The sequence below is a fragment of the Sphingomonas sp. Leaf242 genome (assembly GCF_001422045.1).
In the GTDB taxonomy this organism is placed as follows: Bacteria; Pseudomonadota; Alphaproteobacteria; order Sphingomonadales; family Sphingomonadaceae; genus Sphingomonas.
Window position 1 is genome coordinate 354,146 of record NZ_LMLW01000001.1, and the last position, 13,479, is coordinate 367,624.

At 66.0% G+C, this 13,479-nt stretch carries 14 protein-coding genes; 12 read left to right on the top strand and 2 right to left on the bottom strand.

Going from position 1 to position 13,479, the window contains the following annotated elements:
• Position 1 precedes the first annotated feature (1 nt).
• The 8 genes from rpsE (at position 2) to ASF09_RS01785 (ending at position 8,007) form a co-directional block, all read left to right on the top strand.
• Positions 2-796: a 30S ribosomal protein S5 gene (gene rpsE, locus ASF09_RS01750; RefSeq protein WP_060524133.1), complete on the top strand. Its 795-nt coding sequence runs from the start codon at positions 2-4 to the stop codon at positions 794-796.
• 6 nt (positions 797-802) lie between these two features.
• Positions 803-979 (top strand): 50S ribosomal protein L30, encoded by a 177-nt coding sequence (gene rpmD / locus ASF09_RS01755; RefSeq protein WP_055872633.1) that lies wholly within the window; start codon positions 803-805, stop codon positions 977-979.
• Between the two features lie 120 nt (positions 980-1,099).
• Complete coding sequence (gene rplO / locus ASF09_RS01760; RefSeq protein ID WP_056047631.1) at positions 1,100-1,642, top strand: 50S ribosomal protein L15; 543 nt, start codon at positions 1,100-1,102, stop codon at positions 1,640-1,642.
• 394 nt (positions 1,643-2,036) lie between these two features.
• The gene (gene secY, locus ASF09_RS01765) at positions 2,037-3,401 is read left to right on the top strand and encodes a preprotein translocase subunit SecY (protein ID WP_060524134.1); all 1,365 of its coding nucleotides are present in this window, start codon (positions 2,037-2,039) and stop codon (positions 3,399-3,401) included.
• Between the two features lie 52 nt (positions 3,402-3,453).
• Positions 3,454-4,104, top strand: coding sequence for an adenylate kinase (locus tag ASF09_RS01770; RefSeq protein WP_060524876.1), 651 nt, complete (start codon positions 3,454-3,456; stop codon positions 4,102-4,104).
• A 436-nt stretch (positions 4,105-4,540) separates the two neighbouring features.
• Entirely contained in the window at positions 4,541-5,233 is a 693-nt protein-coding gene (locus tag ASF09_RS01775; protein WP_056050249.1) for a winged helix-turn-helix domain-containing protein, read from the top strand.
• Positions 5,234-5,262: 29 nt separating this feature from the next.
• Entirely contained in the window at positions 5,263-6,576 is a 1,314-nt protein-coding gene (locus ASF09_RS01780) for a sensor histidine kinase (RefSeq protein WP_197982975.1), read from the top strand.
• A 171-nt stretch (positions 6,577-6,747) separates the two neighbouring features.
• A complete protein-coding gene (locus ASF09_RS01785) occupies positions 6,748-8,007 on the top strand; it encodes an MFS transporter (protein WP_060524135.1) in 1,260 nt (419 codons plus the stop codon).
• Positions 8,008-8,040: 33 nt separating this feature from the next.
• On the opposite strand, the gene rsmD is transcribed toward ASF09_RS01785, so the two are convergent.
• Together rsmD and ASF09_RS19525 are read right to left on the bottom strand one after the other, a co-directional pair.
• Positions 8,041-8,583 carry a 16S rRNA (guanine(966)-N(2))-methyltransferase RsmD gene (gene rsmD, locus ASF09_RS01790; protein WP_060524136.1) on the bottom strand — a complete coding sequence of 181 codons (543 nt, stop codon included), beginning with the start codon at positions 8,581-8,583 and terminating at the stop codon, positions 8,041-8,043.
• Complete coding sequence (locus ASF09_RS19525) at positions 8,583-10,163, bottom strand: pseudouridine synthase (RefSeq protein ID WP_082443983.1); 1,581 nt, start codon at positions 10,161-10,163, stop codon at positions 8,583-8,585. Before ASF09_RS19525 ends, rsmD begins: the two co-directional genes overlap by 1 nt.
• 118 nt (positions 10,164-10,281) lie before the next feature.
• Here ASF09_RS19525 and ASF09_RS01800 point away from each other — a divergent pair, with 118 nt between their 5' ends.
• The 4 genes from ASF09_RS01800 to ASF09_RS01810 all read left to right on the top strand — a co-directional run bounded on the left by ASF09_RS01800 (position 10,282) and on the right by ASF09_RS01810 (position 13,330).
• The gene (locus ASF09_RS01800; protein ID WP_060524137.1) at positions 10,282-10,731 is read left to right on the top strand and encodes a response regulator; all 450 of its coding nucleotides are present in this window, start codon (positions 10,282-10,284) and stop codon (positions 10,729-10,731) included.
• Between the two features lie 81 nt (positions 10,732-10,812).
• Positions 10,813-12,144 carry an AmpG family muropeptide MFS transporter gene (locus ASF09_RS01805; protein ID WP_060524138.1) on the top strand — a complete coding sequence of 444 codons (1,332 nt, stop codon included), beginning with the start codon at positions 10,813-10,815 and terminating at the stop codon, positions 12,142-12,144.
• A gap of 6 nt (positions 12,145-12,150) precedes the next feature.
• Positions 12,151-12,315 (top strand): hypothetical protein, encoded by a 165-nt coding sequence (locus ASF09_RS19975; protein ID WP_156359128.1) that lies wholly within the window; start codon positions 12,151-12,153, stop codon positions 12,313-12,315.
• A gap of 196 nt (positions 12,316-12,511) precedes the next feature.
• Complete coding sequence (locus tag ASF09_RS01810; RefSeq protein WP_082444043.1) at positions 12,512-13,330, top strand: response regulator; 819 nt, start codon at positions 12,512-12,514, stop codon at positions 13,328-13,330.
• The last annotated feature ends 149 nt before the right edge of the window (positions 13,331-13,479 follow it).

The window sequence follows — 13,479 nt, forward strand, 5'->3', positions numbered from 1 at the left end:
CATGGCTGACGAAAACAACACGCCGGCAGTAATCGCTCCCGAGACGACCGCACAGGACGTCACGGCTCAGAATGTCCCGCAGAGCACTGGCTACCAGGGCAACAACGGTGGCGGTCGCGGTCGCGGCGGTCCCGGTGGCGGCGGCGGCGGTGGTCGTGGTGGCCCCGGCGGCAACCGCAGCGGTGGCCCAGGCGGCAACCGCGGTGGTCGCGACGGCGGTCGCGGTCGCGACAATCGTGGCGGTCGTCCGGGTGCGGACGATGGCGGCGAAGAGCTGATCGAGAAGCTGGTGCACATCAACCGCGTCTCGAAGACGGTCAAGGGCGGTAAGCGCTTCGGCTTTGCAGCGCTCGTCGTCGTCGGCGACGGCAAGGGTCGTGCAGGCTTCGGTCATGGCAAGGCACGCGAAGTGCCGGAAGCCATCTCGAAGGCTACGGCTGCTGCCAAGAAGAAGATGGTTCGCGTTCCGTTGAAGGACGGTCGCACGCTGCATCATGACGGCAACGGTCACTTCGGTGCCGGCAAGGTCACGCTGCGGTCGGCGCCTCAGGGTACGGGCATCATCGCCGGTGGCCCGATGCGCGCAGTCTTCGAATCGCTGGGCGTTGCGGACGTTGTGACCAAGTCGGTCGGCACGTCGAACCCCTACAACATGATCCGCGCCACGTTCGAGGCCCTTGGCGAGCAGACCTCGCCCAAGGCCGTCGCACAGCGTCGCGGCAAGAAGATCGCCGATCTGCTCGGCCATGGTGGTTCGAAGACCGCCGAGGCCGATGCAGCTGCGATCACGGAGTAAGCGATCATGGCAACCATCAAGATCACGCAGACCGGTTCGCCGATCCGCCGCGAGAAGGATCAGCGCGCAACGCTGATCGGTCTCGGTCTCAACAAGATGCACAAGACCCGCGAGCTGGAAGACAGCCCAGAGGTCCGCGGCATGATCCGCAAGGTGCAGCACATGGTGTCCGTCGAAGGCTGAGCCTTCACGCTACCTAGTGACAAATACCGGGAAGGGGGCTAACGGCCCCCTTCCTCATTTCCGGATTCGAACCCGGCGATTTCAAACCAGCGCGTAACAAGCGAAAGCGAGTGCATTACCATGAAGCTCAACGAACTCCGCGATAACGAAGGTGCCCGTAAGTCCAAGATGCGCGTCGGACGCGGCATCGGCTCGGGCAAGGGCAAGACCGCAGGCCGCGGCCAGAAGGGCCAGAAGAGCCGCGAGGGCGTGTCCATCGCCGGCTTCGAAGGTGGCCAGATGCCACTGCACATGCGTCTGCCTAAGCGTGGCTTCAACAACATCTTCCGCAAGGACTTCGCAGAGGTCAACCTCGGCGCGATCCAGCTCGCGGTCGACGCCGGCAAGATCGAGGCTAACGCCACGCTCGACCACGACGCGCTGAAGGCCGCTGGCCTGGCACGCGGCGGCAAGGACGGCGTCCGCCTCCTCGCCAAGGGCGAGCTGACCACGGTCCTCTCGTTCACCGTCGACGGTGCCTCGAAGGGCGCGATCGAAGCGGTCGAGAAGATCGGCGGCAAGGTCGAGGTGATCCACTTCGTCCCCGCAGCCGAGAAGGCTGCCGCTAAGAAGGGCGTGAAGTACAAGGAGCGTGCGGCGCACAAGGCGTCGTTCAAGGCCTGACCTTGATGGGGGAGGGGGCGCCGAGTGCGCCTCCTCTCTTTTCGTTTGTGGCGTCTGAGACGCTCCGCCGCGGCAACCCTCGCCATCTCTCCCCATCCCGTTCGTGCCGAGTAGAGGTCGAGCGTAGTCGAGAACTCGTATCGAGGTACAAGACCCAAGCGGGCCAGTCCTTCGATATGCCGTCTCGACAAGCTCGACGTCTACTCGGGACGAACGGAATGGGTTAATTGGTCCGGGTGCGACCGATGTGGCAGGGTAAATCGATTGACGAGGTGGTCCCGCCACCTATCCATATCCGCCTTAGCCATTAGACAAGCGCGCCCGTGCGCCTATATGAGCGGCGGGGGCGGTCACAACGCATCCCGCCTTCTTTGTTTCCAGGACGATCACACGCATGGCATCCGCAGCCGACCAGATGGCGCAAAGCATCAGCCTTTCGAAATTCGCGAAGGCGACCGACCTCAAGAAGCGGTTGTGGTTCACGATCGGTGCGCTGATCATTTTCCGCCTGCTCAGCTATGTCCCGCTGCCGGGTGTCGACCCGACCGCGCTCGGCCTGCTGTCGCAGCAGACGCAGGGCGGCGTGCTCGATTTCTTCAACACCTTCTCGGGTGGTTCGCTCAGCCGCATGTCGCTGATCGCGCTCGGCGTGATGCCCTACATCACCGCCTCGATCGTGGTGCAGCTCGCGACCTCGCTGTCGCCGACGCTCGCCGCCATCAAGAAGGACGGCGAATCGGGTCGCAAGCGCCTCAACCAGTACACGCGCTACGGCACCGTCGGCCTGACCGCGGTGCAGGGCTATTTCATCGCCGTCGGCCTTGAGACGCTTGGCGCGGCACAGGGCATCCAGGCGGTCATCGAGCCCGGCATGATGTTCCGCGTCGCCGCGGTCATCTCGCTGATTGGCGGTACGATGTTCCTGATGTGGCTCGGCGAGCAGATCACCAGCCGCGGCATCGGCAACGGTGTCTCGCTGATCATCATGGCCGGCATCGTCGCGCATCTTCCCGTAACGCTCGTCAACCTGCTCGAAGGCGGCCGCTCGGGCTCGCTCGATCCGATCAAGCTGATCGGCATCATCGTCGCGGTCGTAGTGCTGATCCTCTTCATCTGCTTCATGGAGCGCGCGCAGCGCCGCATCCTGATCCAGTATCCCAAGCGCCAGACTCAGCGCGGCATGCAGGCCGATCGCAGCCATCTGCCGCTGAAGATCAACACGGCCGGCGTCATCCCGCCGATCTTCGCGTCGTCGCTGTTGCTGATGCCGCTGACGATCTCGCAGTTCGCGGGTCAGCGCGTTGCAGGTGAATCGAAGTGGGGTGATTTCATCATCACCCTCAACCAGTATCTGCAGCACGGCTCGCCCGTGTACATGCTGCTGTACGGCGCCGGCATCATCTTCTTCTCGTTCTTCTACACCGCGGTCGTCTTCAACCCCGAGGAAACCGCAGACAACCTGAAGCGCAATGGCGGGTTCATCCCCGGCATCCGCCCAGGCAAGAACACCGAGAACTATTTCGATTACGTGCTGACGCGTATCACGGTGATCGGTGCGGCGTATCTGACGATCATCTGCCTGTTGCCGGAATATCTGGTGACCGCGTTGCAGATCCCGTTCTATCTCGGCGGCACCAGCCTGTTGATCGTCGTTAACGTGACGATGGACACCGTGACGCAGATTCAGTCGCACCTGCTGGCGCACCAGTATGGCGACCTGATCAAGAAGGCGAAGCTCAAGGGCAATCGACTTCGTTAAGCTGCGGGTCTAACGCGGTAAAAATCCTGCACGAACGAGGGGAGTGCGTTTCGTGAATATCATCCTTCTTGGACCGCCCGGCGCGGGCAAGGGCACGCAAGCCGCCACGCTCGTCAACGAGCGCGGCATGGTCCAGCTTTCGACCGGCGACATGCTGCGTGCAGCCGTCGCCGCCGGGACGCCGGTCGGACTCCAGGCGAAGTCGGTCATGGAATCGGGCGGTCTCGTCTCTGACGAGATCGTGTCGGGCATCATTGGCGAGCGTCTCGACCAGTCGGACACGGCGAACGGCGTCATATTCGACGGCTACCCGCGCACTGCGGCACAGGCGGAAGCGCTCGACGGTCTGCTTGCCGATCGCGGTCGCACGCTCGACTACGTGATCGAACTGGGCGTCGACGAAGCTGCGCTGATCGACCGCGTGGTCGGCCGCTACACGTGCGCCAAGTGCGGCACGGGCTATCACGATCGCTACAAGAAGCCGGTCGTTGCCGGCGTCTGCGACGTCTGCGGCTCGACCGAGTTCAAGCGCCGTCCCGACGACAACGCGGAAACGGTTCACAACCGCATGGCTGAATACCGCGCGAAGACGGCACCGATCCTGCCGATCTACGACGCACGAGGCCTGGTCCACCGCGTCGACGGCATGGCTGACATTGCGCACGTGGGCTCGGCGATCGCAGCGATCCTCGACAAGAAGTAGGCATGTTCCGTCGCGAAGGCGGGAGCCCAGACTGGGCTCACGCCTTTGCGCGCCCCCTCCGTCATCCCGGCGAACGCCGGGACCCACGGATACGGCGGACCATGTGATGGCGCGCGACCACTACCCACTCCGCAACCATGGGTCCCGGCGTCCGCCGGGATGACGGGGAGGGGCATCGTGTGTCCGCGTCTTGAAGTGCTTTATCGAACAACATCAACATGACGAAATTGTCACCCCTCGGTCATCGCCCTGACCCCCGCCCGATCCTAGAACCAACACGTGGCCAGCAAAACGCTGCGCGAGTTTTCAGAGATCGGTGCCCGTCACTCCCGGGGGTACCGTGGGGGCCGGTGGGAAGATTTCTTTCCGCCGGCCTTTCCGTTTATGAGGGCAGGAGATAGTGACCGATTTCGGTGGCAGGGAAGGTGATACCGCGTTGAGCCGCAAGATCCTGATCGTCGAGGACGACGCCTCGACATCCGCCTATCTTGCCAAGGGCTTGGCCGAGGCCGGCCATGCAATCGAAGCCTGTGCAGACGGCCGCGACGGCCTGTTCCTGGCAAGCGAGGGCATCTTCGACCTCATCATCGCGGATCGCATGCTCCCGGGTCTCGACGGCCTGTCGATGGTCAGCGCGATTCGCGCCGCGGGCATCGCCACGCCGGTCCTGATCCTGTCCGCGCTCGCCGCCGTCGACGATCGCGTCGATGGCCTCAAGGCCGGCGCCGACGATTATCTGTGCAAGCCCTTCTCGTTCGCCGAGCTCTCCGCACGGATCGAGGCCATGCTCCGCCGCTCCGACCGCGCCGCGACCGAGCCGCAGAAGACCAAGCTCTCCGTCGGCGACCTTGAGATCGACCTGCTCGCCCGGGCCGTCTCTCGCGCCGGCCGCTCGATCCCGCTGGGCGCCCGCGAGTTCAACCTGCTCGAATTCCTTGCCCGCCATGCCGGTCAGGTCGTTACCCGCACGATGATGCTCGAAAAGATCTGGAACTATCATTTCGACCCGGGCTCGAACGTCGTCGACGTCCATATCGGCCGTCTCCGCCGCAAGCTCGAGGAAGGTTTCCCGACGCCGATCCTCCACACGGTCCGCGGCGCAGGCTACCGGCTCGCCGTAGAAGGGTGATTCGCCTCTCGGTAACAGCGCGAATTGCGTTGCTCTCGATCGCACTCGCGCTGATTTCCAATCTTGCGCTGGTCGGCTTCGTTTGGAAAACGACCAGCGCGGACGCGATCGACGCGATCCGGCGCGAGACCACAGAACAATCGGAAGCCCTGCGCGCGGTCTGGCGTAACGGTGGTCTCCCCGCGATCCGTCAGGCGATCGACAGCGCAGTCGTCCCCGGCGATGTCTCGCTCGTGCTTGCGGTGGTCGACCCGAAGGGCAGGGCAGTCGTCGGCATCGCGCCTGAACGGCTCGCGGTCCCGCTTCGCATCACGCAGTTCCGCATCGCGCGACTCGGCGCCGACGAGCTGTGGTCGGCGCGCGAGACTGGGTACGCGCTCCATCCACTCGGCAGCTACTGGCTCCTGACCGGCCGCAATCTCGACCTGATCGCCGCGGAGGAACGCGCGATCGAGCGCGCACTCGCGGTTGCCGTGTTCCTGTCGCTCGCGCTTGGCGTGGTCGGAGGGCTTGTCCTAACGCGCTACGTCAGCCGCCGGCTCGACGGCATTGCAAAGGCGATCGAGGCGGCTGGCGAGGGCGATCTGTCGCGCCGCGTCGACATGATCGCGGGTGGCGGCGATGCGTTCGATCGTCTTGCCGCCCGCCTCAACGTCATGCTGGGCAAACTCGAAGGCGTGATGGCCGAACTGCGGATCGTTACCGACAGCCTCGCACACGACCTCCGCTCGCCGCTCGCGCGTCTGCGCACCAAGACCGAGCAGGCAGTCCTGATCGCCGATCCCGACGCGCGGGAAGCGGCGCTGGGCGGCCTCTTGGTTGAGACCGATCTGGTGATGCGGATGCTAACGATGGTGATTGAGATCAGCCGCTCCGGCTCGGTCTCGCGCGACCGCTTCATCGAGGTATCGCCCGCGAACCTGCTCGAAGAGATCGGCGAACTCTACGCGCCCGTCGCGGAGGACGCGGGCCTCGTTTTCACGATCGCGATCGACGACCGCCCGCCGCCGATGAAGCTCCACCGCGAACTGATCAGCCAGGCGATCACCAATCTGATCGACAACGCGCTACGCCACGGCGCCGGGGGAGGCGAAGTGACGCTGCGGATCGTCCACCGCACCGACGGCGTCGCGATCCAGGTCGAGGACCGCGGCCCCGGGATCGCCGCCTCCGACCGTGCCCAGGCGCTGAAGCGCTTCGGCCGCCTCGACAGTGCGCGGTCCACCCCCGGTGCGGGCCTCGGCATGGCGCTGATCGAAGCGGTCGCACGCCTGCACGATGGTCATTTCGAACTCGCCGACAACGCGCCGGGCTTGGTCGCACGCATAGTCCTCCCAGTCTGATCCTCCCCCGCCAGGGGGAGGTGGCTGGCGCTTGCCGCACGGAGGGGGGGAAAGGGTAACCTCGGTTGCGCTTCCTCCCCCTCCGTCGCTACGCGCCACCTCCCCCTGTCGGGGGAGAATTGTAAGCCGCAATCGGTTGACCGGAACCGCCTCCCCGGCGAGACCGTGTCCATGACGACGCTCGCCTCTCATCGCCGCATCCTCGCCGCCAGCCTGGTCGGCACTGCGGTCGAGTTCTATGATTTCTATATCTACGCGACCGCCGCGGCGCTGGTCTTCGGGCCGCTGTTCTTTTCGGGCCAGTCCGCGTCGGCGCAGTTGCTGCTGAGCTACGCGACGTTCGGCCTAGCCTTCGTCGCCCGCCCGGTCGGTGCGATCGTGTTCGGGCATTTCGGTGATCGCATCGGGCGTAAGTCCACGCTCGTCGCGTCGCTGTTGCTGATGGGCGGATCGACCGTCGGTATCGCCTTCCTCCCCACCTATGCGCAGGTCGGCTGGATCGCCCCGGCGCTGCTGTGCCTGATGCGGCTCGGGCAGGGGCTCGGGCTCGGCGGCGAATGGGGCGGCGCGGCGCTGCTGGCGGTCGAGAACGCGCCGCCGCACCGCAAGAACACCTGGGGCATGTTCCCGCCGCTTGGCGCCCCGGTGGGCTTCCTCGCCGCGAACGGGCTGTTCCTGATCATCGGGTTGGTGCTCGACGAGGCGCAGTTCATCGCCTGGGGCTGGCGCATCCCGTTCCTGCTCAGCGCGATTCTCGTCGGGCTCGGCCTGTGGGTGCGGCTGAAGCTGACCGAGACGCCGGCGTTCCTCGAAGCGGAGGCGACCGAGGCACTGCCTAAGGTACCGATCGCGACGCTTCTCACGCAGCACCTCCGCGCGACGCTGGCCGGCACGTTCGGGGTGATCGCGTGCTTCGCGCTCTTCTACCTCGCGACCGCGTTCGCGCTTGGTTACGGCACCAAGACGCTCGGCTATTCGCGCGAGGCGTTCCTTGGCGTCGAACTCGTCGCGATCTGGTTCCTCGCAGGGGGTGTGATCGTCGCGAGCGTTCTGGCGGACCGTCATTCCGCGGCGCGGATGCTCGCGATCGGGTTTGCCGGGTGCATCGGCGTCGGCGCGCTGATGGGGCCGATGCTCGGCTCCGGATCGCTGTTTACGGTGTGGCTGTGGTTGTCGGGCGCGCTGTTCGTGATGGGGTTCGCGTACGGGCCGCTCGGTGGCTGGCTGCCGAGCCTGTTTCCGGCGGGGGTGCGCTACACCGGCGTGTCGATGACGTTCAACCTTGGCGGCGTGCTGGGCGGTGCGCTGGCGCCGATCGTCGCTGAGGCGTTGGCCCCGCATGGGTTGTGGCTGGTCGGCGGGTATCTGATGGCGGCCGGGGTGCTGAGCCTTGGCGGGCTGCTGATCCTCGGCCGCACGACCGACAGGTAGAATGCTCTCCCGCCTCTGCGGGAGAGCACGCTTTTATGCGGAGACTGGCCGCAAGAGCGTCAGCCGTGCCTTACCGTGCACGCGTGTGGCGTCGACCTCGAAACCAGCAAGTTCGACGACCTCGGCCTTTGCCGTCTCCAGGCTGATCCACGTCGCCGGTCCGACCCACCCCAGCCGCGACAGCTTGTCGAGCGCGACCAGCCCGGCACCGGTGTTGTAGGGCGGATCCATCAGGATCACGTCGAGCGGCGCCGGCGCGGGCCCGAGCGCCATCACCGACGTCGCGCGGACATCGCCGCGGATCTCCAGCTTGGCGAGGTTGGCCTTGAGCGCGTCGACCGCCAGCTTGTCCGATTCGACGAACATGCACGTCGCCGCGCCGCGCGAGAGTGCCTCGATGCCAAGCGCACCCGAGCCGGCGAACAGATCGGCGACCGCCAACCCCTCGAAGCTTCCGACGCGACTGGTCAGCATCGAGAACAACGTCTCGCGCATCCGGTCCGCGGTGGGACGGGTGGAATCACCCTTGGGCGCGACGATCGGGCGACCACGCCATTGGCCTGCGATGATCCGCATCAGCGCTTCCCTCCACGTGGTGCACGGGGCGGATGACCGCGCCCTCCCGACGGACCCTTGCCAGGTACCGTAGGACGGCTGCCGCGTTCAGGCCGCGCCGGACCCTCCGAACGCACGGGTCGTGGCTCGGCACCCGGACGCCCGCTGGCACTCCGCGCGGCGCGCTTGTCGAGCGAGCTACGCCCCCGTGTATCGTCGGCCTGCGGACGAAAGCCCCGCGGCTGTTCCTGACGCTGTACTGTAGCGCCCGCACCGACGCGCGACGGCGCAGCGCGCTCCCGCGGTGGCTTGGCGGCGCGAAAATGCTTGATCTTGGGGCTCGTGCTCAGTTCCTCGCCGCGATCCGCACGCTCTTGGCGCACATACGGCTTGGACGTCTCGCCACTCGTCGGCCGGGCGTGATGCGTGCCCGTCGGCCGCGCCGCGTTGCGTGTATCGGGCCGAGCCCAGGGATCGTTGACGTCGCCGCGCTGCATCGCCGCGGTCGGACGAATCCGCTCCGGACGTGCCGGTCGCGAAGGCCGATCGGTCGGTACCGCGCCGCTCGAAAAGCCCGAGCTTGCAGGCGCAGCATACGGACTGCGAACCGGCGTGCGCGCACCAGCAGCAGGCTGCGCCCCCGAAACGGGACGCGCACCCGGTACCGGTCGCGTCGTCGGAGCAGACCGCGGCGCGTTGCTGCCACGCTGGCTAGACCGCGCGCCGATCCCGGCCCCCGCACCGGCACTCGCGCTGATCCCGATGTTCGCACGCGCACCCGGACCCTCGGGTCGACCCTTGGCCAGTTCCTTCTGGAACGCGACGACGTCGTGCTGAAGCACTTCGCCGATCTGCCCCGGCGGCAGGTCGCCGAGCACGAACGGACCATAGCGTGTGCGGATCAACCGCGAGACCTGCAACCCGAGATGCTCCAGCACGCGGCGGACTTCGCGGTTCTTGCCCTCGGTCAGGATCATTTCGATCCAGACGTTTGCGCCGGTACGCCGCTCGATATTCGCGTTGATCGAGCCGTAGCGGACGCCCTCAATCTCGATACCCTCGATCAGATCCTCGAGCTGCGGCTGCGTGATGTTACCGTAAGCACGCGCGCGATAGGCACGCTCGACGCCGGTCGCGGGCAGTTCGAGCTGACGCTTGAGCCCGCCATCGGTGGTCATCAGCAACAGCCCCTCGGTGTTGAGATCGAGGCGGCCGACCGGCACCAGCCGCGGCAGTTCCTGCGGCAGGCGGTCATATATCGTCGTACGGCCGGCGGGATCGCGCTCGGTGACGAGCAGCCCGGTCGGCTTGTGATACAGGAACAGCCGAGCCGAACTCGGAGCCTCGACTGGGTCGCCGTCGACCGTCACGCCGTTGAGGTTGCGCAGGATCGTCGCTGGCGTGTCGAGAATGCTGCCGTTGAGCGCGACGCGGCCCTCGGCGATCATCCGCTCGATATCGCGACGCGAGGCGATCCCGGCGCGCGCGAGCAGCTTGGCGATACGGTCGCCCTTGATCGGTGCGGCCGGCGTTTCGGGGGAGGTTGCGGGCGCGTCGTTCGACGGGCTGGCAGTCGGGTTATCGTCTTTTGAAGTCGTCATGGCGCGGCTGATACTATGGATCGGCGCCAAGCGCGAAATATTTGCGACCGTTCGTGTTGCGGTGCGTTAGACCCACAAGCGTAACGATCGTTCGGTACGCTGTGGGGTCTCGACCATCATGTTGTTCGGCAAGAAGAAGCGAAACATCGTGCGCCTCCTGCTGGTCGAGGACGAGCCGCTGATCGCGTTCGACAACGAGCATTTCCTGACCGAGGCGGCCTACACGATCGTGGCGACGGTCGACCGCGTCGCCGATGCGCTCGCGATCATCGCCAACAGCACCGATACGGATGGCAATGCGGAGATCGACCTGGTGCTGGTCGACGTTCATCTCGCCGACGGCTCGGGTCTCGACGTGGCGCGCGCGGCGCAGGCGCGCGGCGTGCCGGTGATGTTCGTGACCGGCAACTTTCCGGACGAGGCGATGGCGCTGGCAACGGGTTGCTTGGCGAAGCCCTATGCGCCGCGCGACCTGATCGGTGCGATCGCGGTCATCGACGCACGGATCGGTGGCGCGACGCCGAAGCGCCTGCCGCCGGGGTTCAGACTGTTCGCGACGCTGACCTAGCTGTCATTGACGCCAGCCTGCGCTGGCATCCCGCGGTTTTCGCGCTAGGGTCCTGCTCGATCGAGTAGGGAAGTTTTGCGTATGGACGACACCGCAGGCAAGCGCTGGAGCGACGGATTCCGGCCTTATGCCGAGAAGGCGCCCCTGGCAGCCCTCGCGCTCGGGATGTCGTCGGGCTTTCCCTATGCGATGATCGGCGCGACGCTGACCACGCGGCTGGCGGCTAGCGGCATCGACAAGAAGACGGTGACCGCGTTCAGTCTCGCCTTCCTCGTCTACAATCTCAAATTCCTATGGGCATGGATCGTCGATGGTGTCCGGCTGCCGATCATCGATCGCCTCGGTCAGCGCGTTTCCTGGCTGATCGTCACGGCGGCGCTGGTGATCGCGGCGGTGGTGAACCTCGCGCTGGTCGATCCGTCGGCCAGCATCGCCAGTACCGCGACCGCGGCGATATTGGTCGGTGCGGCGGGGGCCACGTTCGATATCGTGATCGATGCGTTCCGGATCGAGATCCTCGAACCGCGCCAGTTGGGCGTCGGCTCCGGCATGAGCCAATATGGCTGGCGGATCGGCTCTGCGGGTGCTGGGGCACTTGCCTTGGTCGTCGCGGAGCGTGCGGGCTGGAGCGCGGCGTATCTGGCCTGCACGATCTTCGCGCTGCCGGCGGTGCTGGCGGGACTGGTGCTCGGTGAGCCCGAACGTCGCCGTCCGCCGATCGAACGGCGCGGGCTGGGCGAGGGGTTCCGCGCGATCTGGGTGCCGTTCGTGCAGTTCTTCTCGCGCGAAGGTGCATTCGTGGTCCTCGCCTTCATCCTGATCTTCAAGGTCGGCGACACGTTGGCCAACCTGACCTTGCGCCTGCTGTTCGACGATCTCGGCTTCACCGGCGACGAGATCGCGTTCTACGATGTCGGCGTCGGCTTCTTCGCGTATCTGGTCGGCATCTTCATCGGTGGCATCCTGTATGCGCGGATGGGAATGAAGCGCTCGGTGCTGTTGTCGCTCGTGCTGATGGGCGTGTCGAACCTCTCGTTCGCCGCGCTGGCGGCGGCCGGCCATTCGAATATCGGCATGGCGGGCGCGATCGGCTTCGAGAACGCCTCCAGCGGTTTCGGCGGCGTCGTCGTCATCGCGTATTTTTCTGCGCTGTGCGATTTGCGTTTCACCGCGGCGCAGTTCGCGCTGATCTCGGCAGCGGCGAGCGTCGTCGGCCGGATCGTGACCGGCACCACGGCGGGCGGACTGATCGACGCGATGGGCTATGTGAATTTCTATCTTCTGACGACCGTGCTCGCGTTGCCGGGCGTGGCGCTGTTCTGGTGGATGAGCCGGTCCGGGATGATCGACCGGTCGATCGGCAGCGCAGGCGTCGAGGGAGAAGGCGACGCGCGCGTTCCTGCGCAGGACTGACCGTGGATGACGGGCGCGACGCGAGGTGACCGCTCGCTCATCGTCATCGTCGGGCGGGTCGCATTGACCAGCGCCGCAGCGCGGGCGCTGGTGGCAGGGCTCAACCAGTTTCTCGAGCAGCAGGGGCTCAGTCCCCGCAAGGCGATGGCGAGCGGCGCAACGTTCCAGTGATCGCGCCGCGCCGATCACCGGGCTCATGAAAGAACCGAAGGCCCCGCGCGCGAACGTTGCCTTGGACGGCGACGGCGTGATCCCCGGCCGCATCACGTCGTCGCTGCATAACAGATCATCGCAAACCGTGTCGCGCGCACGACGTGAGCGTTACGCCTGAAATATCCCGGACAAACACGCGATGCAGGGCGTCGGCATGATCACACTCCATCCAGGTTTTCCCGAAAGCTCAGCCGCTCCGAGCGATGTCGATGACCATGTCGTCGGCGGTGCGCGGATCGTCATCGTCGACGACGATCCCGGTCTGCGGGAACTGCTCACCGAATTCCTGGTTGATCACGGCCTGCGTGCTGAGGCGGTCGAGAGCGGGGCAGCGCTGCGCGCGTGGCTGGCGCATCATGCATGCGATCTCGTCGTGCTGGACATGATGATGCCGGGCGAGGACGGCCTGTCGGTGCTGCGCAGTCTGACGCAAAGCGGCGATGCGCCGGCGGTCATCATGTTCTCGGCGCTCGCGGGCGAAGTCGACCGGGTGGTCGCGCTCGAACTCGGCGCCGACGACTATGTGACCAAGCCGTCCAGCCCCAGGGAGATCCTGGCGCGCATCCGGTCGGTGTTGAGGCGGCGCGGGGCTGCGACGCATGCTCCCTCGGGAGTCCACGAGCCAGTAACGAGCGAGGCAGCGCCTTTAGCCCGGATCGAGGCCTACTCGTTCGCCGGATGGACCCTGAACTGCCGCATGCGGACGCTGCACACGCCGGACGGTACCGCAGTTCGTCTCACCGACGGCGAGTTCCAGTTGCTCAACGTGTTCGTGTCGCAGCCGCAGGTCGTCCACACGCGCGACGACATGATCGCGCAGTCGGGCAGGGCGGAGAGCCTGTCGCGGGGGCGGACGATCGACGTGAACATCAGCCGCCTCCGACGCAAGCTGCAGGCGTTCGATACGACCGAGATCATCCGCACGGTGCGCGGCAACGGCTATATCCTGATGCCGGACGTCGTTCGAAGCTGATCGGAAAGTAGCGCTTCGCAGCGGGCTAGAGATACGACGAGAAGACGCGCCAGGGGTCGGAATTTACACGGCGCCAAAGGCGAGGCTGTAAGATCAGCTGTCGAGGACAAAGGCGCGCATCGCACCGTTTCCGATATCGGCCAACTCCG